The organism is Pseudomonas sp. DG56-2, assembly GCF_004803755.1.
Lineage (GTDB): Bacteria > Pseudomonadota > Gammaproteobacteria > Pseudomonadales > Pseudomonadaceae > Aquipseudomonas > Aquipseudomonas auratipiscis.
The window spans coordinates 2,838,657-2,861,865 of the sequence record NZ_CP032311.1; the positions used below are offsets into that span (position 1 = coordinate 2,838,657).

Here is a 23,209-nt window from a genome sequence, read left to right on the forward strand (position 1 = left end):
TTTTGTTGAGAATTATTCGACGGCCCGAAGGAATAACCGGCTGTCGCCAGCATCAGCGCTGCTCCCGTTGCCGACGGCCCGCCTTCGCAAGGAGCTTTCGTATTGAGGTGGACATGACGACCCGACTCCGTACTGCAATTCCAGCCGCATTCAAACCGCAACGCCAAGCCCTGGCGCTTGAGCCGCGAATACTGTTTGACGGGGCAGCGGCGGCAGCGACCGCGGATCAGCACCAGCAGGATGCCGGCGATACAGGCAAGAGCGACACGGCGCACGCCACGCCGTCCGACGCTCGCAGCGAGCCCGGCCAGCAACCGTCTGCGGCGCGTCACCTGTTAGTGCTCGACAGCCGTATCGAAGGCCGCGAGCAACTCGCCGCCAATCTGCCGGACAACGTTGACGTGCTGGTGGTGGAGGCTAATCAGGATGGACTGGCCGCGATTTCCAGCGCCCTGGCCAAGCTGGGCCAAGTCGACTCGATTCAAATTCTATCCCATGGTGCCGCCGGCGAGTTCACCCTGGGCAGCACCACCCTGACTGCCGAGAATGTTGGGCAATACGCGCAACCGTTGAGTCAATGGAGCCAGTCCCTGAACGAAGGCGCCGACATCCAGCTCTACGGCTGCAAGGTGGGCGAAGGCAAGGATGGGCGTACCCTGGTGGATGAACTGGCGCGCTGGACCGGCGCAGACGTGGGCGCCTCTGACGACAACACCGGTAGCGCTAAAGCGGGTGGCGATTGGAGCCTGGAAATCAGCAATGGCTTGATCGATAAGTCTATCGCGCTCTCCAGCGCGGCCATGAGCAGCTACGAGCGGTTGCTGGCTGCAGGTCCAAGCACTGGATTGTCCGGTGGTGCCGACGTCTTGTTGGGTGAGAACTTCACCTTCACGGTGACCTTCAGCAACAGCACTACCGATGCCGGTTATGCACCCTTTATCGATTTATTCTTCCCCGCCACCGGCAAGGATGGCGCCGGCGCAGAAATTGATGACGGTATCACCTTCAGTTCCGCCAGCTACCTGGGCCAGACGCTGACCGCCCACGTATTGACCTTCGATGCCAATGGCCAGGCCAGCCATCCCTTGGCCGTCGGCACCGATGGCAAGCCCCTGATCATAAACGCAGCCGACTTTGGAATGCGCGCGGGTGATCAGATGGTAGTCCTCGAACTGCCGTTCTCCAGCGTCAGCCAGGGCCAGCCGCCGATTGCCATTCAAGTGACCGCGACCTTAAGCAACCTGGCAGACACCGACTTCTCCTTCTCAGGCTCCACCCCTGACCTGACCATTCGTGCACGCAGTGGCTTTCAGTATGGCAACGATTCACTTAATAACCCGGCCACTGACCCGAGTATTCTTGAGCCTTCGGCCAACGCCGACAGCTACGTCGTGCACCCAACCGTCATTACGGTTGATCAGACGGTCAGCACACCGGAAGGTGAAACTGCCACCGGCCCGAACTTCGTTCGCACGCTGTCTGGCACCATTACCCCAGCCGACTCGCAGACCTTGACCAACGTGGTGATCACCCAGCCGGTGCCAGACAATGTCATTGTCAAAGGCATCACCCCGGCTGCCGGAGGCACAGTTGTATCCATAACCCTCTACGATGGTCGTGTGATTACCGACCCGGCCTTGATTCGGGTAACGCTCGCGCGCAATAACGACAGTAACCTTGGCAACGACGTGTACCTTCGCGAATTCAGCGTGCGGTACCCGACGATCAGTGGCCCGACGAGCACGAGCGTGCAGTTTTTTGTGCCCGATGAAGATGCCGATGGCGTTCCCGTCCTCAACCCGGTCACCGGCAATGATGTTGCCATCGTTTTCGATGGCCCTACTGCTACCGGCGACTGGGTGCCGTTGGATCCGCGCGACGCTGCGGGTGGGCAAATCGAGTTCAGTGGCACTGGGCAGGATGTCAGCTTTATTGCCAAGTCGATTACCTTGCAAAAGGAGGTCACGGTCGCGATTGACGGTGGCACCGCCGGGGTAAGCCCGGGTGACACCCTCAGCTACCGCCTCAACATCGCCCTCTCCGACTATTTTGCCTTTGGCAAAACCTTCCTCGGTAATGGCAGCTTCGTGGTTGCCGACAGCCTCGGTGATGGCCAAACCCTTGTGCCGGGCACGGCCACCTTGACCCTCACGGTCAACGGCATCACTCAGACCATCACCCTGATCAGCAGCGCTGTGGTGAATGCGGACGGTACGACGTCCATGCAGTTCGACGTTGCCGGCTCTATCAGCAATGCCTTTGCCGTACGTAACTGGCTCAATGGCGACCTGGCCTTCGACGATGTACTGCAAGGCGCGACCCTGGCGGTGATCAGCTACCAGGCGCGAATCGGACAGAGCTATACACCGCCGAGCGGCAACCCTCATCCTGAAATCAACGAAGGCGATCCGCTCGGCAACAACGCCACCGTTACCGCCACGGTACTGCTCGACCCTCTAAACCTCAGCGGCGACAACCAGAGCGACAGCTCCACTACCACCACCACCATCCCCACCAGCCAGGTTGAAATCAATCTGGCCGATCGCAACGGTGGTGGCGCGCCGGCACCTGGCACCGAGTTGCGCCCTGGTGACCGTGTCACTTTCCGCATCAGCTACGATTTGATCACCGGCGACTACGAAAACTTCAAGCTCACGGCATACCTGCCTCTGCCGCTATTCGACCTCAGCGGCCTGGACCTCAACACCATCTGGCGCCTGGCGACAGACAACACCAATCCAAATACTCCAACGTCCATTACCCTCGGGCCAGGCAACTCGCTGGTGTTCACCTTCGCCGACTATGTGAACAGCGGGGTCGAAGGCAGCCGTATTTCGATCGACTTCACCCTGACCGTCAGTGACCAGCCGTTCGCCGACCAACGCGCCTTCAACGTGCTGGGCGAATCCAGTCAGACCCGGACGCTGGATAAAAGCGCTCTGGTAACCACCGATGACGTTACCTTGATCGCCTCGGTCGCTGAACCTGTGCTCAACATCAGCCATGGCGTAGTCTCCAGCAGCCATGGCACGGTATCGGGTACAACCGGTAGCTGGACGTTACCGGGCACCGCTGGCACGCCGTTCGCCGGCAGTATCACCGATATCAGCGCGGTCAATGGCAATGTCAGCGGCATCGACGCCAGCGATCGCCTGCGCCTGGCCACCGCCATCGAGAACTCCGGTGGTGGCAGTGCATTCGATGTGCGCACCAGCATCACGCTGCCGCCGGGGCTGTCCTTTGTCGGTGGCAGCCTGTCTGCCGCCAACTTGCAAATCTATCGTGGCGACGGCACACGGCTCATCGCTGGCACGCACTACACCGTAATCAACGCCACCAACACTATTACCTTCATCGACGGTGCTGGGGTCGGCGGGCTACTGGCCGGGCGCCCCGGCAGTGCTGCCGACAGCAGCGGTGCCAACGTGGTGGTCATCACTTACGAGGTCAATGTCAGCGCCACCATCGCCGCCAGCTCTACGCTGCAAACCAGCGCCCAACTGCTCGGTTACGCCAGTGTCGAAGGTGGACAGAACTTCGTTGGCTCTACACCATTGAGCGACATTGCCGGCCAGCAGGTCGCTGCCCCGACCATCAGTAAGAACTATGCTGGCGGCAGTCTCGACAATAGCGACTCCAGCGCCACCCACACCACCGGCTCAAACCTGGTGGTCGGTGAAAGCATGCTTTACGACATCGTCGTGACCTTGCCTGAAGGGACTACCCAAAACCTGCGTATCGATGATCTGATACCGCCCGGCATGCGTCTGGACACCAGTTTCGAGGGGCGAGGCTATCTGGTGATCACCAGCGCTGGTGGCTTATTGGCGCAAAATTTTGCCGGTACAGTCACGATCGGCAGCTTGAGTGCACCCTCCGGCACCCTGGGCGCTGACGGTGCCGATGCGCGCTTCGTCTTTACAGTGTCCAGCGCCACCGGTGACAACAACACCGGCAACAACAGTTTCGTCATTCGTCTGCGCCTGGTTGCCAGTAACGTCATAGCCAACCAGACCAGCGCAGTCAGGCAAAACGACGCCACCCTCAACTACCGCGATCCCGACGGTGATACGCCAAATGGCACTACCGCAGTCAGCCGCGACGTGGCAGTGACCGGCGCCAAGCCCACCATCACCATTCAGGAACCAACCCTGCAACTCAACCAGCAACTGGTCACCCCGCCAGGGCTGGGTTTCGACCAAGGTGACAAGGTCGAATACCACATCACCCTCAGCAACGGTACTGCGTCGAGCGACAATAACGCCTTCGATATTAACTTCAGCAGCGAACTGCCCACTGAACTGGACGGTTTGACCTTGATCAGTGCGATTTACACGGTCAATGGCGTGAGCACCGATATCACTGGCAGTTTTACCCTCGACCCTACAGGTCGCACGCTGATCAACACCGGCAATGTCGATATCGCCAAAGGCGGCACCGTGGTCTTGCGCGTTTCCGGGGTGGTCAATGCCACCGGCGCGTCGGTGGCGCAGTTCGACAACCTGGCGCAAGTACGCTGGACCAGCCTTGACGGTACGGTTGCCGGTGAACGAACCGGCAACGACGGTACACTCAACAGCGGCGTACTCAATGATTACCGCCGTGACAGCGTGCTCATCATTCCGGTGGCGCAAGGCATAAAGTTCTCGCGCGTCGGCGGACTTACCGACACCGCAGCCCCCAACCCGACCAACGCTCTGGAAGAAAAGGTCGCAGTCGGAGAAGTGATTCGCTACCGGGCGACCGTATTGGTGCCTGAAGGTAACAACCCCAACTACCAGTTGGTGATTACCCTGGGTCGTGGCCTGACCCTGGGCGATTTGAGCACCCTGCGTATCGGCTTCGTCTCCGATGGTGGCCTGGTCACCAGCCTGAATGACCTGATCACCAGCGGCACGTTGCAGATTCTTGGCAACGAGGACAGTCCAGAGGCCCAATACATCACCCCGGATCTCTCCGGCGCAGCGCCGACCGGCGTGCTCAACCCGATTTATGTCCAACTTGGCACCGATGCCAACGGCAATCAGATCGTTACCCTAAATTTGGGTAACATCACCAACGGCGCGCATGGCGCGGGTGACGATGGCAACGATGATGACCTTGAGGGCATCGTCGTCGAGTTCAATGCCCGGGTCAGCAACATTGTCGAGAACCAGACCGGCGTGGCCCTCGACGCCATTGTTCAAGACCGTGTCAACGGCAACCTGCGGGCAACCAGTGATGTGCTGCGCGAGCGCATCGTCGAGTCCAGTTTCAGCGAGTTCAACAAGCAGGTCACCGACTTTACACCCAACCCTGCCGGCACCACGGGCAACGCCACGGTCACCGTCAATTTCACCGCCAGCGGCGGCTTGCCAGCCTATGACGTGCACCTGAGCGACGGTTTCCCGACCGGCAGCAACTACAACCTGATCAGCGTTACCATCGGCGGCACCCTCTATGGTCCGGGCAACCTGCCCGCGGGCGTGACCTTCAGCTCCACAGGTGGGCTGAGCGTTGATATCGCTCGAATCGACATAGGTACGCGGGTCAGCGTGGTGTATTCAGTCGACGTTCCCAATGGCACGACTATCGCCAATACCGACGCCAACCTGAGCTGGAGCAGCCTGCCCGAAACGTTCACCAGTTGGGGCGGTACCACGGTTGGCGCCGACGGCAGCGCATCGGGCGAGCGTAACGGAACAGACGGTCCCGGTGCGGACGCTACAACCTTGAACAACTATGTCCTGCGCGAAGGTGCCGGGCTGGGCATCATCAGCGGCACCCTCTGGAACGACACCGGCACCGCCGCCTCTTCACCCAATGACGTAGCCCCGGACGCAGACCCTGTTCCCGGCACCCCAGCCTACGAGCTGGCAATTGCCAACCAGACCATCAAGCTGATCTGGGCAGGCGTTGACGGAGTCTTCGGCAATGGCGACGACAAGACCTTCAGCACCACCACCGACAGCAATGGCCGCTTTATCTTCGGTGTTCTGCCCTCTGGTTTGTACCGTGTAGACGCACCGACCACCGTCAACAGCATCAGCCAGTTTGGCGAGCTGCGCATCCGCATCGATACCGACGGCAGCACCCTCGGCCAGGTCCGCGTGACCTTGGGTGAAGGGAGTGCCCAGCAAGCCAACTCCGGCTATGTCGAGGTCAACGACGCACCGGTCAACACCCTGCCCGGCTCTCAGTCTGGAAATGAGGACGCCCCACTGGCAATCCCCGGTATCAGCGTCAGCGACGTCGATGCCGAGCGCAACCCGAACGTCAACGGCCGGGCCATTCAGGTGACGCTGACGGTGACTCACGGCACCCTGTCGCTCACCGGTGCTGCCACCGGGGTGACCGTAAGCGGCACGGGCACCACGGCTTTGGTGCTGTTGGGACGGATTGCCGACATCAACGCGGCGTTGGCCAGCCTGAGCTATTTGGGCAACCTGAACTTCAATGGCGTCGACTCCCTTCAGGTTCAAACCACCGATTTAGGCAACTATGGCGATTTCGATGGCAACGGCATTCCCGGGCAACCGACCGACGCGCGCACCGACACCGACTTGCTGGTGATCAACCTCGATCCAGTCAACGATGCGCCCATTGCCAATCCAGACACTGCCACCGCCGTAGAGGCCGGCGGCACCAACAACCAGCTGGACGGTATCGACCCACGTGGCAACCTGCTGGATAACGACACCGATGTCGATATCGCCACCAACGGTGATGTGCTCAATGTGATTTCGGTGACATCCCCACTGGGTGTTACCCGGGCGCTTACTGGCATTGATGTGATAGAGATTGCCGGGCGTTACGGCAAGTTGGTGCTGTCGGCCAATGGCGCTTATGAGTACATCATCGACAACAACAATGCCCAGGTTCAAGCACTGCGCCTGGCCGGCGACCAACTGACCGAAGTGTTCAGCTATACCATTGCCGATATCGGCCTGGGTGGCCCGCCGCTGCAGTCCACTTCGAGCTTGACCGTGGTGATTCAAGGCACCAATGATGCACCGGTTGGAAACGCCGATTCGGCCACTGCCATTGAAAAAGGGGGGGTTGGTAACACCGATGTCGGCAAGCCTAACGATACCCCGCCCAGCAACTTCCCTATTCCTGGCACCGATGCCAGCGGCAATGTGCTGGACAACGATAATGATGTGGACGGCGGCGAAAAGCCGACAGACCCGATCGACTATGGCGAAACCATCCGTGTTTCCGGTATTCGCGCCACACCGGAAATCTCCCCTGCGCCACTGACCACTGTGCCGGCCAACGGCAGTGTCAGCCTCGCGGGAACCTACGGGACCTTGACCATCGCTTCCGATGGTACCTATAGCTATGTCATCGACAACAGCAATACCGCCGTACAACGCCTCGGGCCCAATGACAGCCTGACCGAAGTGTTCAGCTATCAAGTAACAGATGCCTTGGGCCTCAATGACTTGGCTGAACTGCGCATCACGGTCAAGGGCAACTTTGACAATCCACTCGCCAGCGACGATGCAGCCCAGGCGCAGGCAGGTTCTGACTCTACCAATGAAAGTAACCCCAGCGGCAACGTCATTCAGTTCCCCAGCCGCCCGGGCAACACCGGCCCAGGTGGCACTGGCATAGACGCCGACGTCGACGCGGCGGACCGGCCCAATACCGTGTTGCAGGTCAATGGCATTCGCAGTGGCATCGAGGCCGTCAATGGCATCGAACCGAGCAATGGCGCGCTGACGCCAGTCACCAGCGGACCGGTTTCCATCGCGGCGGTTTACGCCCGAGACAGCACGGGGGTGCCTATTGCCGTCGTTGCGGGCGACAACTTTGGCATGCTGACCATCAATCCCGATGGTTCCTTCACCTTCGACGTCAACAGCAACAACGCCGCGATTATCGCCCTACCCCGTGGGGTGTCGATGGAAGTGGTTTTTACCTATCAGGTTGTCGACTCGGCTGGACTGACCGACACCGCGCAACTGGTGATTGTGGTCACCGGTGCCAACAATCCACCTCATGCACAGGACACCGTAGTGCTGGCCACTGAAGCGGGCGGCGCCGGTAACGGCACACCAGGCCTTGACCCCGGCGTTCCGCCCGCGCCAATTCGGCAAGTTACCTTTGCCGACCCTGATGGCGATCCAATCAGCGTGACGGGTATACGCACAGGGCTGCAAAATGCAACCGACGGCACTGTCGGGGTGGTTGGCGACCCGCTGAACGGCAGATTCGGTACCCTGACCATTCAGCCCGACGGCACCTACACCTATGTGATCGACAACAACAATTCTGAAGTCCAGGCGCTGCGCGGGATCGACGATTTGCTGGTGGAAGTCTTCACTTATCGGGTCACCGATTCCGACGGCGAATTCGACGACGCCCAGATCGTCATCGTTATCCGAGGCCAGAACGATAACCCGGTTGCTGGCAATGACTCGGCAACCGCCGTAGAAGCCGGCGGGGTCAACAACAGCAGTGGCGGCGTCGACCCCACCGGTAACGTATTGACCAATGATAACGACGTCGATGGCGGTGTCGGCGACCCGACCGACTACGGCGAAACCAGCAGCGTGGCCTCGGTACGCACCGGCGCCACCGAGGGCGCTGGCAATGCCGGCACGCTGGGGAGCGAATTGCGCGGTACCTACGGCTGGCTGACCCTCAATGCCGATGGCAGCTACAGCTATCGCCTGGACAACAGCATGGCGGCCGTGCAAGCCCTGCGACCCGGCAACACACTGACTGATGCCTTCAACTACCACGTTATCGATACTGCAGGCGCTACCGATATAGCAGTGTTGAACATCACCATCCAGGGCAGCAACGACGCACCTGTCGCCAACCCCGACAGTGCATTGGCGGTCGAGGCTGGCGGCTTGAACAACGCCACCCCTGGCAGTAACCCCAGTGGCAACGTGCTCAGCAATGACACTGATGTCGACCAATTTGGCGAAAAACTGACAGTCACTGCGATTCGTCAAGGGCCCAACGCCGGCAGCGTCGGTAGTAGTTTTGCCGGCCAGTACGGCAGTCTGACCTTGAACGCCGATGGCAGCTACACCTATCTGGTCGACAACAATAATCCACAGGTGCAAGCGCTGCGCACTGCCGGCGACACTGTCAGTGAATTTTTCACCTACACCATCCGTGACCTTTCGGGCGCGCTCAGCGCCGCCAATCTGACCATCACGATCCGCGGCCAGAACGACAATCCGGTCGCGGTCAACGATACCGCCATTGCTGTCGAAGCCGGTGGCACCAATAACGGCACCGCAGGCCTCAACCCCACTGGAAACCTGTTAAGCAATGACACTGACGTCGATGCGGCTGACAGCAAGACCGTCAATGGCATTCGCGCGGGCAGCGAAGCGGCTGGTGGCACCTTCACAGCGGTCACCGGTCCTCAGACCATCACCGGGATCTACGGCACCTTGACGGTGTTTGCCAACGGCGATTATCGCTATCAAGTCAACAACGCACTGGCTGCCGTCCAGGCCCTGAAACCGGGCGATACCCTTCAGGAGGTGTTCACCTATCGCATGCGCGACACCGCCGGGGCCGAGGACATCGCCCAGTTCAGCCTGACCATTCAAGGCGCGTGGGATGCCCCGGTGGCCCGAGACAACGTCAATCTTGCCGTGGCCGATAATGGCGATGGCCTGACCATCAACCCCAGCGGCAATGTGCTGCCTAACGACAGCGATGTTGACCAAGGCGATGTACTTACAGTGACCGGCATTCGTACCGGTCCGGAAAGTGGCACGGGGGTGGCCGGCACGGTTGGCAATGTGTTGATCGGCCAATATGGCACACTGGTAATCAATGCCGACGGCAGCTACACCTACCACGTCGACAGCTCCAACCCGGCCGTTCTGGCGTTGGATTTGCTGCAGACAGTGGTCGATAAATTCACCTACCAAGTGACCGACCGAGGCGGTCTCACCGACCTCGCGCAACTGTCGATCATCGTCATCGGACGCAATGATGTGCCCGATGGCATTGATGATGCTGCCACTGCTGTCGAGGCAGGCGGATTGAACAATGCGACGCCTGGCTTCAACCCCAGCGGCAATGTGCTCAGCAACGACATCGACCTTGAAAACGATGTATTGACAGTCTCGGCAATCCGAACCGGCAGTGAAACCGGTACAGGCACCGATGGCACGGTAGGCACCACCCTCCGTGGGCTGTATGGCGACCTGGTGATGAACGCAGACGGCAGTTGGACCTACACCGTCGACAACAGCCTGGCAGCGGTGCAAGCGCTGCGCACCAGTGGCCAGGTACTGGTAGATGTATTCACCTATACAGTGGTCGACCCTCACCAGGCCGATGACACTGCACAGCTGACCATCACCATAGACGGTCGCAACGACACGCCAATTGCCGTCGACGACAACAGCATCGCTGTCGAGGCGGGAGGTGTGAGCAATGGCAAACCCGGTGTAGACCCACGCGGTAATGTGCTGGACAACGACACCGACGTCGACAGCAGCGCCTTGGGTGAAACCCGCCAAGTGCTATCGGTGACCAGTGAAACCGGTAACACCGCCCTCGCCGGCCAGACCATCGCCGGGCGCTACGGCCACCTGCTGCTCAATGCCGACGGCAGCTACCAGTACGTTTTGGACAACAACAATCCAATCGTGCAGGCCCTGCGCACGGCAGGTGAAACCCTGCGTGAAGTGTTTACTTACCGCATGCACGACACTGCCGGGGCCGAGTCGCAGGCGCGGCTCAATATCCTCATTCAAGGCGCCAACGACAGTCCGCTTGCCCGCGACGACAGCAACGTCGCCAGCGACCAGACCACAGCGCCGCAAAGCTCCGGTAAAGTCCTGCCCAATGACAGCGATGTCGACGGCGGCGACCAATTGAGCGTCAGCGCCATTCGTACCGGTGCTGAAACCGGCACCGGCACCCATGGGGTGCTCGGCCAACCGCTGGCCGGTCGCTACGGCACACTGGTGATAAACGCCGATGGCAGCTACACCTACACCATCGACATGAGCAATCCGCAAGTACTGGCCGCCGCCGGGCTGGGTCAAGTGCTCCAGGATGTCTTCACCTACACCCTTGTCGATCGAGCCGGCGCCACGGACCTTGCCCAGTTGACCATTTCGCTAGACATCACCGCCCCGTTCATCCCGGCCCCCGCCGGCCCGTTCTTCGGCCGCGATGCAGTGGACCCGCTGCACAACTTGCCGCTGCCCGATGTACAGCCGGCAGTGTTCGTCGGTCCCGTGGTTGAAGCGCAAAGCCGCGCGCTCGAGCTTTCCAGCTGGCAGGCCGACGGCAGCAACTTGAGCTATGGCCTGATCCCTGAAATTCGTAGCGAAACCCTGAACCAGCGCCTGGGCCTGGAACAAGGTCAGTTCGTTGCCAAGGCCGTGCACAACAGCAGTCGCGAAAGCAGCCTGGACATGGCCTGGATTCTCGGCCGCCAGTCACGCATCAACCTCAGCGCCGATGGCCTGCTGCCTGACCCTTCGGTTTTTGCCACCGACGCTGCGCACATGAACAAGGGCGATGCCCAGTTGCCACCGCCTTCCGAAGCCCGAATTGCCTCCGGTTTTCGCGCCCAACTGCGTGAAGCGGCCGAGCGCCTGCGGGCAATGGACAACGGTACCCGCGAATAAGCAAGGACCAAGGACAGACCATGCCAAAACTGCCTCAGACATTGTTCAGTACGGCCATTGCTTCCACCTTTTTGCTCGCCGCCTGTTCTGCGACCAAGCCTGTGGAATACACCGAGGATGAAACCCGGCAACGGATCATTCAGGACCAGGCGCAGATGTATGCAAACCAGGAGCCGGTAACCACACCCATCACCTTCTACGAGGCCGCTGCACGCGCCCTCAAGTACAACCTTGATTACCGCCTGAAACTGATGGAAGGCGCACTGGCCAGCGACCTGCGCGACGTGTCCAGCCACGAAATGCTGCCGCGCCTGGTAGCTTCGGCCGGGTACGCGGGGCGTAACAATGATTCCGGTGGTACCTCCATCGGTATCGAAGACCGCGAACAGAGCTTGCGTGCATCGACGTCTGAAGAGCGCTACCGGCAAATCTACGGGCTCGGTTTGAGTTGGAGCCTGTTGGACTTCGGCGTGGCCTATTACCGCACCCAGCAGAAAACCGACCAGATCCTCATGGCCGAAGAGCGCCGCCGCAAGGTGGCACAGAATGTTCTGCAAGACGTACGCAATGCTTACTGGCGGGCCCTCAGCGCGCAGCGGTTGATGCCGCAGGTGGACCGCTTGCTGGTACGCACCCATCAGGCGCTGCTTTCAGCACGTCAAGCCGAGACCAAGGGCCTGCTGCCGCGCCAGGAGGTATTGTCGTACCAGCGCGCGCTGCTCGATTCCATCTATCTGTTGACTGTGCGCCGCCAGGATCTGGAGTTTGCCCGCGCCGAGTTGTCGGCACTGATGTCGCTGCCACCCGGTTCTCGGTTGATCCTGGCTGATCAGGTCGAGCCAACCCTGCCGGAGGTGTCCCAGGACATCAACAAGCTCGAATTGCTGTCGTTGAACCACCGTCCCGAGATCATGGAAGAGTGGTACCGCAAGCGGGTCAACGAGAACGACCTGAAGATCGCCAAGACTCAACTGTGGCCGAACGTGAGCCTGGACTTCGGTTACAAGTACGACTCCAACAAATACCTCTATAACAACGACTGGAACGAGACCGGCCTGCAAGTCTCGATGAACCTGTTGCGCCTGTTGCAGTTACCTTCGCTCAATCGCGCCGCCGAGTCGCAGAGCAAAACCGATGACATGCGCCGGGTGGCGTTATCGATGGCGATCCTCACTCAAGTACGGGTGGGCACCTTGCGCTACCAACTGGCACGCCAGGAAGTTGAATTTGCCGATCAAAGTCTGCGCGTCGATCAGAGTTTACTGAGCTACGCTGAAGCTGCACGCACCACTGCCTATGGCTCGGAGCTGGAAGTGATACGTGCCGAAGGTCGCTACCTGCTCTCGCGCTACCAGCGTGAGGCGGCTTATTCCAGCGCCCAGGCGGCGTGGGGACGGTTGTACAACTCGGTCGGCCTGGACACGCTACCCCAACAGATCGAACAACACAGCATCAAAACCCTGGCGCAGGAAATCCAGCGCACCGTGGAAAATCAGGAACGCAGCAACCTTCTGGCCATGCAAGGAACGCCGAATGCCATACAGCCTTGAGCGCAGTCTGCTCGCAGTACTCCTGTCCTTGATTCTCAGCCCTGCAGTAGCCGATGAAACGGCACCACTGCCCAGCAGCAACGAGCCGAGTACGATTCGCGTGTTGCTGGTTGCCGGGCTTGAAACCACCCTCTCCAGCCAGATGGCCGGCACCCTTGGCGAGTTCAAGGCAGCGCTCGGCCAACATGTTGCCAAGGATGCGGTGTTGGCGCGCTTTGACTGCGCCGAAGCCCAGGCGCGCTCGCGAGTCGCTGCCGCCGAACTGACCATGGCCCGGCAAAACCTCGAAGCCAAACGCAACCTGCGCAAGCTCGACGCTGTGGGCGACCTAGAAGTGAATATGGCCAACACTGAAGTGCAGAAGGCCGATGGTGCACGCGCCATGGCGCAGGCCCAGAGCGGCTACTGCGTGGTACAGGCGCCTTTTGCCGGGCGCGTGGCCAAAGTGCATGCCAAACCTTTCCAAACCGTAGCCGCAGGCACACCGCTGTTTGACCTGGTCAGCGATGGCGCACTCAAGGTGCGCTTGAATGTGCCGTCCAGCCTGTTGCCTCAGCTCAAGGCAAACCAGGCGCTTGAGGTGAGCATTCTGGAAACTGGCAAAGCCTACCCAGCGCATGTCAGCGCCATCAACGCACGGGTAGACGCCGTTGCCCAAACCGTGGAGTTGGAGGCACGCCTGGACGCCGCACACCCGGACCTTATCGCTGGCATGAGCGGCACCGCACGCTTCCCTGGCGCCAATGACTGAGCCGCTACCGCACCCGCAGCTGCTGTTGGCGATCGCAGCCCTGCGTGACAAAGCCCTGGCTGCCGACTCGTTGAATGCGCTGGGATTCTCCATCGCCAACGATCCCTATCCCCTGCTGCAGTACCACCAGGCCCTGGTCTTCCAGCAGCAAGGGCAGATCCTCGAACTGTTGTGCGTATCGGGCCTGGCCCGACCGACTGAAGACTCGCCTTACCTGGTGTGGCTGCAACGTGCCGTACGCTGGGTTGCCAGCCAAGTGCAAGACAACAAGCCGCTGTGGCTTGCGCGTGATGCCGTTACCCCAACGCCTGACATCGAAGAAGGTTGGGCCGAGTGGTGGCCTGCAGGGCTGTGGTGTATCCCGTTGCTGGACCGCGAGGGTGAGCGTTTAGGCCTGGTGCTGTTTCTCTTGGACAATCCACCCACGCCTGCGCTTGAACCTCTGTTCGACGGCCTGTGGCTTACGTGGGCGCATTGCTGGGCGGGCTTTGGCAAAAAACGCCGGCTATCGCGCTGGCGGCCGAGCAAACGCCAATTGTTGCTGGGCCTGGCAGTAGCGGTGGCTTTGTTACTGGTCCCGGTTCGGCAAACTGCCTTGGCTCCTGCTGAAATCGTCTCGCGCCAAGCGATGATCATCAGCTCACCCATCGATGGTGTGATTCAGGGCATGCAGGTGCGTCCCAATCAGAGCGTAGAGAAAGACACGCTGTTGTTCAGCCTGGATGAAACCACCCTCAACAGCCGTGCCGATGTTCTGAGCAAGGAAGTCGCCGTAGCCGATGCCGAGTTGGCGGCGGCCAGCCAGCGGGCGTTTGACAACCCGCAAAGCAAAAGCGAGCTGACCCTGTTGAATGGCCGAGTGCAGCAGCGCCGGGCGGAGCTGGCGGCAGTCAAGGCGCAACTGCGGCGCACCCAGGTTCGCGCACCCCGGGCAGGCGTGGCGGTCTACAGCGATCCCAACGATTGGCTGGGCAAGCCGGTGTCCACTGGCGAGCGAATCCTGTTGATTGCCGAGCCCAAGCAACCGGCGATGCTTATCCAGTTACCGGTGGCCGATGCCATCGCCTTGGAGCCCGGCGCCGAAGTGACCTTGTTCCTCACCGCCTACCCGCTGACCCCACTCAACGGCAAAGTTCTCGAGACCAGCTACCAGGCACGCGCCAATGAAGAAGGCGTGGTGGCGTACCGCTTGCTCGCCAGCATCGACGGCAAACCTGAACACGCGCGACTTGGCCTGCACGGCACCGCCCGCTTGTACGGGGAACGCGTGGTGCTGGGTTATTACCTGCTGCGTCGGCCTTTCGCCGCGCTGCGGGCCTGGAGCGGCATGTGATTGGCGTCGACCCGGCGCAACTGCCGTCGCAGCCACTGCGCGAAGACCTGCGCCTGCTGGAAACCGCCCCGGACAGCAGCGGCGAACCGGCCTGGGTGATTCAGGACACAGTGGTCAACCGCTTCTACCGCATCGGCTGGCTGGAGTTTGAGTGCCTGTTGCGCTGGGACCGCACACCGAACGACATTTGCCAGGCCATTCACGCAGAAACCCCGCTGCGTCCGGACGTGGAGCAAATCGTGGAGTTTCGCCAGTTTCTGGAGCACCACCAACTGGTCCGCCCCGGCCGCGAGGCCCTCGCCCGCCTGGTGGCGCGCAGCAAGGACAATGCCTGGCTGAGCTGGAGCTGGTGGCTGCATCACTACCTGTTTTTCCGCATACCGCTGCTGCGCCCACAGCATCACCTGCAGTGGCTGGCAGAGAAACTCGACTGGCTGTTCAAACCGCTGACCGCGGTGCTGATCGTGTTGCTGGGCTTGACCGGCGTACTGTTGGTGCTGCAACAGTGGGATACCTTTACCTCGGCGGTGGTGGAGTCGTTTTCAGCTTCAGGCCTGGTCAGTTTTGCCATTGCTCTGGCGCTGGCCAAGACCCTGCATGAGCTGGGGCACGCGTTGGTCGCCACCCGCCTGGGCCTGCGCGTGGGTCATATGGGCATCGCCTTTGTGGTCATGTGGCCAATGCTCTACACCGACACGGGCGAAAGCTGGAAGCTGCGCAGTTCCAGGCAGCGCCTGGCCATTGCCTCCGCGGGCATCCTAACCGAGCTGGCCTTGGCCGGGCTTGCCACGTTGGGCTGGGCGTTGTCCGATCCTGGCCCATTGCGCAATGCCCTGCTGTACCTGGCAACCACCAGTTGGGTGCTGTCGCTGGCACTCAACGCAAGCCCGTTCATGCGCTTTGATGGCTATTTCATTCTTTCTGACTTGCTCGACTTCCCCAATTTGCACGAGCGCTCCTCGGCCTTGGCCCGAGTCACCCTGCGCCGTGTACTGCTGGGCTTGAATGAGGAATGGCCGGAACACTTTCACCCCGCTAAACGACGAGCGCTGGTGACCTTTGCCATAGTGACCTGGGTGTACCGCTTGGTACTTTTCCTGGGCATCGCCGTGGCGGTTTACCTGCTGTTCTTCAAGCTGCTGGGTATTTTTCTGTTCGCCGTGGAGTTGGCGTGGTTCATCGTCATGCCGGTATGGCGCGAGCTCAAATACTGGTGGAAGCATCGTGAAGGGGTAAACACCGGCCACCGGCGTGCCTGGTGGGCAATCGGCGCGCTGATCGTATTGCTGCTGGCGGTACCCTGGCGCTCGCAGGTTCAGGCCTTGGGTGTGGCCCGGGCCGAACATCAACTGCGGGTGTTCGCCCCTTACCCTGCACGTTTGCAGGCCTTGCATCGCGCTGGCCACGTCGCCGCCGGTACCGCTCTGGTCACCCTCGAAGAACCTGATATTGCCTCGCGTCTTTCGACCACCGAGGCCAGTGTCAAAAGTTATCAGGCTCGCCTCGGCGGCCTGATTGCCGACCCTTCTGGTGCCGACCAGGCCATCGCCACCCGCCAGCGCCTGGACGTCCAGTTCGAAGAAGCGCGCGCAGCACGGTCGGAAATTGCCCGGCTGACGTTGCAAGCCCCGTTCGAAGGTCAATGGCTCGACCTGGACCCTAACTGGCAAACCGGGCAATGGGTCAGCAGTCGCGAACCCATCGGCATCCTGGTCGACCCACGGCATTGGCAGGTTGACGCCTACGTCGACCAGGATGAAGTGCAGCGTCTTGTAGCGGGCGGCGCGGTGCGCTTTTACCCCGAAGGACAACCAACCCCCATCACTGGCAGCGTGCTCGCTATCGGCAGTACACGCGTCAGTCAACTGCACCACGAAATGCTCGCCTCGCGTTTCGGCGGACCGCTGACGGTCGCCAGCCGGGGCAAGGAACTATTGCCGACGCCGCCACTGTTCCATGTGTTGATCAAACTCGATGGTGCGCCAACCACCTTGCGCGAAACCCGCGGTCGGCTGCAGATCGCTGGTGAACGTCGCAGTTTGCTAGGCCAAGGATTTATCCATGTGGCGGCAGTGTTGCTGCGAGAGAGTGGGTTTTAACATCGTGTTAAAACCCATATTCAATCAACATCAAAATGCCACCAATCATCTAATCATTTCAGTGCTTCCATCACACTTGGGTTACCGAACGGTTAATTATCCTCTCGATACGAAAACAATAGCGTCACCATCACACTACAGCGCCCAAGTTTAAGTAGCCAATTTTCACCAATAGTAGGAAATCTCATCCATCACATTAAACGATTCAGGGGTTGAGAGACGCCGACATTTTCGCCTAAACCGCCGACTTTGTAGGCACGATCTGACAGATAAAGTAGCAAGTTGTTCATTTAAAAGTTGCTGCGCGACAGAAACCTTCTACGTTTATCTAAGCGCGCGTACAGCTTTGATAGTGCCTTTCCCGACCAGCAGGAGCATAGCGATGAGTTTGGAGATAACGTCTGGGCATTTTTTTTCCAGTAGTTCGAAAGCTCGCAGAGTAGCGGGTATGACATGTTCACTGGTCGTCGCCATCGCGCTAGCGACCCAAGCAATGGCCGCAGAGCAACCAAAAGCCGCGACTGAGGCCACGAAAGCTGCGAATAACGCCTTACTCAAAGAACTCCCGTTCAATGACAAGACATCCTTCGAGTTGGCCCACAAAGGCTTTATTGCCCCATTACCTTCAGAGGTCATCAAGGGCAAGGCCGGTAATGTAATCTGGGACCCGGCCAAATACGCCTTCATCAAAGAAGGCGAAGTAGCGCCGGATACCACCAACCCAAGCCTGTGGCGCCAATCACAACTGATCAACATCTCGGGCCTGTTCGAAGTTACCGATGGTATCTATCAGGTGCGTAACTACGATCTGTCGAACATGACCATCGTCGAAGGCAAGGAAGGCATCACCATCTTCGACCCGTTGATTTCCAGCGAAACCGCCAAGGCGGCACTTGACCTGTACTTCAAGCACCGTCCAAAGAAACCGGTAGTCGCGGTGATCTATACCCACAGCCATGTTGACCACTATGGCGGTGTGCGCGGGGTAATCAACGAAGACGACGTCAAGGCTGGCAAGGTCAAAGTTTATGCACCCAAGGGCTTCCTCGAACATGCGGTAGCCGAGAACGTCATGGCCGGTACTGCCATGAGCCGTCGGGCCAGCTACATGTACGGGAACCTGCTGCCGCCGAATGAAACGGGTCAGTTGGGTGCAGGCCTGGGTACCACCACCTCTGCCGGTACCGTGACCCTCATACCGCCGACCGACATCATCGAAAAAACCGGCGAGACCCGCGTTATCGATGGCTTGACCTATGAATTCCTCTACGCGCCGGGCAGCGAGGCGCCGGCGGAGATGCTGTATTACATCAAGGAGAAAAAGGCCCTGAACACGGCCGAAGACTCTACCCATACCTTGCACAATACCTACTCGCTACGTGGCGCGAAAATCCGCGAACCACTGCCATGGTCCAAATACCTCAACGAAGCGTTGAAGATGTGGGGCGATGATGTCCAGGTGATGTACGCCATGCACCACTGGCCGGTCTGGGGCAACAAGGAAGTAAAGGATCAGTTGTCCTCGCAACGTGACATGTACCGCTACATCAACGACGAAACCCTGCGTCTGGCCAACAAGGGTTACACCATGACCGAAATCGCCGAGCAGGTAAAACTGCCCAAGTCGATTGCCAACCGCTTTTCCAACCGTGGCTACTACGGTTCGCTGAATCACAACGTCAAAGCAACCTATGTCCTGCACCTGGGCTGGTTCATCGGTAACCCGGCCACATTGTGGGAATTGCCGCCTGAAGAAGAAGCCAAGCGTTTCGTCGACATGATGGGTGGTGCCGATACCGTACTGAAGAAGGCCAAGGAGTACTACGACAAGGGTGACTTCCGTTGGGTGGCCTCGGTGGTAAACAACGTGGTGTTTGCCGAGCCAGGCAATCAAGCGGCGAAAAACCTGCAGGCCGATGCCTTGGAACAACTGGGCTATCAGGCTGAGAGTGGTCCATGGCGCAACTTCTACCTGACCGGCGCCCAGGAACTTCGCAACGGCGTGCAGAAATTGCCAACTCCGGACACTGCAAGCCCGGACACGGTGAAGGCGATGGACCTGGACCTGTTCTTCGATTACCTGGCGATGCGCCTGAAAGGGCCCGAAGTCGAAGGCAAGCACATCACGCTCAATCTCGACTTCACCGATCTGAAGCAGAAGTACACGCTGGAGATGGTCAACGGTGTACTCAACCATACCGAGGGCATGCAATCGAAGGACGCAGACGCCACCATCACCCTGACCCGCGACACGCTTAACAATCTGATGCTCAAGCAAACCACGCTCAAAGACGCAAAGGGTTCGGGGGATATCAAGGTTGAAGGTAACGAAGGCAAGCTGGAGGAGTTGATGAGCTACATGGACAACTTCGACTTCTGGTTCAACATCGTCACGCCATAACGCGTCAACCTTGGGAGATGGCGGCAACTGGAAGGCAGCCGCCCTCTCCCCTGGTCGCTCAAAGTTGCCGTTTCAGGCTTCAACCAGTCAGTTAATTCGGAGCGTTACCATGCAGGCCAAATCACTTGCTGCAGCGTTGTGTGTGTGTTCTTTGGCGCTCTCAGGTTGCGCCAGTAAATATGTTGAACCCGACCAGTATTCCGGTTTTCTCAAGGACTACAGTGCCTTGAAGGAAGAAAAGTCACCGTCTGGTGCAGCGGTTATGCGCTGGATCGAACCAGGTTTGAACGTGAACAAGTTCAGCAGCGTTTATGTCGAGCCAAGCCAGCTTTATCCCAAACCTCAAGCCACTGAAAAAATTCCTGACTCGACCCTCCAAGGCATCACCCAATACTACAATCAGGCCCTACAAACACAATTCTCCAAAGTCCTGCCGCTGGCCAAAGGCCCAGGGCCGGGTGTATTGATCGTGCGCCCCGCGATCACGGCGGTATCTGCCAAGACCAAAGGGCTGCGCCCATACGAAGTGATCCCGATCGCACTGGTGGCTGCAGGCGTCAGTGCTGCAACCGGTATTCGAGACCAAGACACCAGCCTGTCGACTGAAGCCCAGTTCCTCGATGCCAGCAACAACAAGGTCGTTGCCCAAGTGGTACGCAAGGGCGCTGGGGCCGATCTGGACAACTCCGACCAAGTGATGACTGCCAAGGATGCCAGGGCGGTGCTCGATGGCTGGGCGATCGACATCGTCAAATCGTTCGAGCAACTCAAGAGCAAACACTAAGACATGGCCCAACGACCTGCCGACGTCAGCGGCAGGTCGAATTCAATGGATTGACCATGAGGAGGCTTAATGAAGTCAGCCACGTGTGATCTCGACCATGGTGTGCGCCTTACAGGCCTGGCGTTGAGCTTATGTCTGCTGAGCAGCGAAGCAGGGGCTGGAGGCATTCTTATCTACGAGGCAGGCCAGGAGAGCAATGGCCTCGCCAATGCCGGTTCTGCTGCGCTGGCAACCGACCCCAGCGTGTTGATGAGCAACCCTGCGGGCCTCACCGAGTTGCAGGGCACCCAGATCAGCGCCAACGCGCAGGTGATCCTCGGTGACATGCGTTTCTCTCGCGACAGTCGCAACCAGTTCGACGGTAACGAAGGCGGCAACGCGCTCCAGTACCTGCCCGGCGCCAGCCTGTTCATAAGCCACCAGATCGATGAACGCTCGGCAATCGGCTTTGGCATGTACGGCAATTTTGGCCTGGCATTGGATTACGATGATGACTGGGCCGGCCGCTACTTCAACCAGGAGGCGGCGATTATTGGCGTGTCATTGCAACCGACGCTGGCTTACAAGTTTACCGATGACCTGTCCATCGGTATTGGCCCGCGGATCATGGTCGCCTACTACCGTAACGAGATGGCCATCAACAACAACCTGCTGGGGCTGCTGGATCGCCCCGATGGCCAGCTTGAGTACAAGGACACCGACGTCGGCACCGGGGTCAACGTGGGGCTGTTGTACAAACTGAGCGAGCGCACCCAGATTGGCTTCGCCTATACCAGCAAGATCGACCTGGAATTCAAGGACAAGCCTGATGTGGACAAGGTCGACAACCTTATCCTCAATGGCGCACTTGGCCGCTTGGGTACCGACTCGCTGGAGCTGGATATGGCGGTGCCGCAAACCGCGCTGTTCAGTATCGCCCACGACCTCAATGCTCAATGGAAGCTATTGGGCAGTCTCGGCTGGCAGGACTGGAGCGAATTCGGCAACATCGGCGTCGAAGTGGATGCCGATGCCCTGGGCGCCAGTCGCACTGTCGATCGCGAGTACAAAGACACCTGGCATGCCTCTGTCGGTACGCAGTACCAGATCAATCCGCGCCTGCGCTTGAGTTTGGGCCTTGGTTACGACAGTTCTGCGGTGGACGACAAAGACCGCACGGTCGACAACCCTATGGGCGAAGCCTGGCGGTTGGCGACTGGGGTCAACTACCAGATTGACCAGGGCCTGGACTTACACGCCGCGTACACACTGGTCTGGCTTGGTGACATGGACGTGGAGCAAACCAAGGCGCGTTCAGGTACCACATTGTCTGGCACTTATCGCAATGCCGCCCTGCACATTCTCGGTGCCGGGGCTACTTGGCGATTCTAACGCTGACCCTCGTTACACTAGCGTGCAGGAGGCCTCATGTTCAGTTTCATCAAGACCACGATTGCCGGCGGGCTGCTGCTTATTCTGCCGTTGGTATTGATATTCGTCCTTATCGAAAAGGCCATTCACCTGCTCAGCGGTCCCGTACAGAAAGTGGTTCCACTGTTCAGTGGCTTCAGCGTTGCCGGGGTTACCTCAGTGACCCTGGCCACGGTGATACTCCTGGCGCTGTTTTGCTTTCTCGCCGGGTTGCTGGCCAAAACAGCAATAGCAACGCGGACACTCGACACACTTGAAACCCGGCTGCTTGGCAACCTACCGGGTTACCAACTGCTCAAAGACGCTACCGCACGCTTCGCCGGCCTGGACGACATCGAAGGTGCCAAAGTCGGAATGATCAGCGAGGGCGAGGGATATCGTTTTGGTCTGGTGCTGGAAAGTCGCGGTGATTGGCTGCTGATCTACTTGCCTGATGGAGGCCCTGCCGGCGGAACGGCGGGTGAAGTCCGTGCGATCCCAAACTCAGAGGTGCGCCTTACCGACATTCCCTGGTTGTCGCTGATTGCCTGCCTGCGCCGCGGAGGCAGAGGCACCCTGGAGCTGGCAGCGACCATCCTGGAGGAGGATAAAAGGTAGGCGACGGACGCCTGACTACCCACCAGGCGCTTCAAAACAGCCTGTAGATCTCAGAAACCACCTGCATCGTTGCGTCTTCGATTGTCCCTTCATTACGGCATAGCGCCCAGCCGTGATCGCGAACGGCGCATTCAAACGCCTCGGTACAAGCGACCTGTTCTTCCAGGCTATGAATCACCGTACTGCCCAGGCCCCGTGATCGCGCTGCCGCCCTCGCCCACGACACTTCAGGAGCCGTAACAACCCCCACGTGCAGGTCAGGCACTCGCACATTTCGCGCAAGGTTCAGTTGCAGAATCTGTGCAAACGGCAGTAATCGGCGAAACGCGGCATCGGACGGGTACCAGCGGTCGATCAGGATGATGCTGTCCTGCGGCTGTTTGGGCAGTACTTGCTGGGAAATCCAGCGACGACTATCGGCAAAGCGCTCACAGACTTCCAGCTCCAGGTCCTGACTGGGATTTCTCACAAGTTTGTTGACCCGTGCCATTGTTTCACCGCGAAAGGGATCGCTTTTTTTCTCGCACAGTCTGATCACTTTCTTATTGTCGGCCCGCAGTGCTTGGGTTACGGCTTCCAGCAGCGTGGTTTTGCCGGTTCCCTTGGGCCCATCCAGCGAAATAAACAGCGTGCGACTCATTGGACAGATAACGATTGATAGTCGGTTTGACCACGGCT

General features: G+C 59.5%; 10 protein-coding genes. 9 read left to right on the forward strand and 1 reads right to left on the reverse strand.

Going from position 1 to position 23,209, the window contains the following annotated elements:
* Positions 1–113 precede the first annotated feature (113 nt).
* The 9 genes from D3Z90_RS12815 (at position 114) to D3Z90_RS12855 (ending at position 22,531) form a co-directional block, all read left to right on the forward strand.
* Positions 114–11,606 carry a VCBS domain-containing protein gene (locus tag D3Z90_RS12815; protein WP_136476147.1) on the forward strand — a complete coding sequence of 3,831 codons (11,493 nt, stop codon included), beginning with the start codon at positions 114–116 and terminating at the stop codon, positions 11,604–11,606.
* Between the two features lie 20 nt (positions 11,607–11,626).
* Positions 11,627–13,156 carry a TolC family protein gene (locus D3Z90_RS12820; RefSeq protein WP_136476148.1) on the forward strand — a complete coding sequence of 510 codons (1,530 nt, stop codon included), beginning with the start codon at positions 11,627–11,629 and terminating at the stop codon, positions 13,154–13,156.
* The gene (locus D3Z90_RS12825) at positions 13,140–13,907 is read left to right on the forward strand and encodes an efflux RND transporter periplasmic adaptor subunit (protein WP_136476149.1); all 768 of its coding nucleotides are present in this window, start codon (positions 13,140–13,142) and stop codon (positions 13,905–13,907) included. Before D3Z90_RS12820 ends, D3Z90_RS12825 begins: the two co-directional genes overlap by 17 nt.
* Entirely contained in the window at positions 13,900–15,240 is a 1,341-nt protein-coding gene (locus D3Z90_RS12830; protein ID WP_136476150.1) for an efflux RND transporter periplasmic adaptor subunit, read from the forward strand. Before D3Z90_RS12825 ends, D3Z90_RS12830 begins: the two co-directional genes overlap by 8 nt.
* Positions 15,240–17,339 carry an HlyD family efflux transporter periplasmic adaptor subunit gene (locus D3Z90_RS12835; protein WP_371922318.1) on the forward strand — a complete coding sequence of 700 codons (2,100 nt, stop codon included), beginning with the start codon at positions 15,240–15,242 and terminating at the stop codon, positions 17,337–17,339. The genes D3Z90_RS12830 and D3Z90_RS12835 overlap by 1 nt, the downstream gene beginning before the upstream one ends.
* Before the next feature lie 448 nt (positions 17,340–17,787).
* On the forward strand, positions 17,788–19,740 hold the full coding sequence (locus D3Z90_RS12840; protein WP_136476151.1) for an alkyl/aryl-sulfatase: 1,953 nt from the start codon (positions 17,788–17,790) through the stop codon (positions 19,738–19,740).
* Positions 19,741–19,849: 109 nt separating this feature from the next.
* On the forward strand, positions 19,850–20,524 hold the full coding sequence (locus D3Z90_RS12845) for a DUF3313 domain-containing protein (RefSeq protein WP_136476152.1): 675 nt from the start codon (positions 19,850–19,852) through the stop codon (positions 20,522–20,524).
* Positions 20,525–20,593: 69 nt separating this feature from the next.
* Positions 20,594–21,895 carry an OmpP1/FadL family transporter gene (locus D3Z90_RS12850; protein WP_136476153.1) on the forward strand — a complete coding sequence of 434 codons (1,302 nt, stop codon included), beginning with the start codon at positions 20,594–20,596 and terminating at the stop codon, positions 21,893–21,895.
* 36 nt (positions 21,896–21,931) lie between these two features.
* Entirely contained in the window at positions 21,932–22,531 is a 600-nt protein-coding gene (locus D3Z90_RS12855; RefSeq protein WP_136476154.1) for a hypothetical protein, read from the forward strand.
* A 31-nt stretch (positions 22,532–22,562) separates the two neighbouring features.
* Here the strand turns inward: D3Z90_RS12855 and D3Z90_RS12860 are convergent, their stop codons facing one another.
* On the reverse strand, positions 22,563–23,171 hold the full coding sequence (locus tag D3Z90_RS12860) for a dTMP kinase (protein ID WP_136476155.1): 609 nt from the start codon (positions 23,169–23,171) through the stop codon (positions 22,563–22,565).
* Positions 23,172–23,209 lie beyond the last annotated feature (38 nt).

Bases quoted from the DNA above. Each gene is read 5' to 3' on its own strand.
- D3Z90_RS12815 (WP_136476147.1), top strand. From the start codon at position 114: ATGACGACCCGACTCCGTACTGCAATTCCAGCCGCATTCAAACCGCAA.
- D3Z90_RS12820 (WP_136476148.1), top strand. From the start codon at position 11,627: ATGCCAAAACTGCCTCAGACATTGTTCAGTACGGCCATTGCTTCCACC.
- D3Z90_RS12825 (WP_136476149.1), top strand. From the start codon at position 13,140: ATGCCATACAGCCTTGAGCGCAGTCTGCTCGCAGTACTCCTGTCCTTG.
- D3Z90_RS12830 (WP_136476150.1), top strand. From the start codon at position 13,900: ATGACTGAGCCGCTACCGCACCCGCAGCTGCTGTTGGCGATCGCAGCC.
- D3Z90_RS12840 (WP_136476151.1), top strand. From the start codon at position 17,788: ATGACATGTTCACTGGTCGTCGCCATCGCGCTAGCGACCCAAGCAATG.
- D3Z90_RS12845 (WP_136476152.1), top strand. From the start codon at position 19,850: ATGCAGGCCAAATCACTTGCTGCAGCGTTGTGTGTGTGTTCTTTGGCG.
- D3Z90_RS12850 (WP_136476153.1), top strand. From the start codon at position 20,594: ATGAAGTCAGCCACGTGTGATCTCGACCATGGTGTGCGCCTTACAGGC.
- D3Z90_RS12855 (WP_136476154.1), top strand. From the start codon at position 21,932: ATGTTCAGTTTCATCAAGACCACGATTGCCGGCGGGCTGCTGCTTATT.
- D3Z90_RS12860 (WP_136476155.1), bottom strand. From the start codon at position 23,171: ATGAGTCGCACGCTGTTTATTTCGCTGGATGGGCCCAAGGGAACCGGC.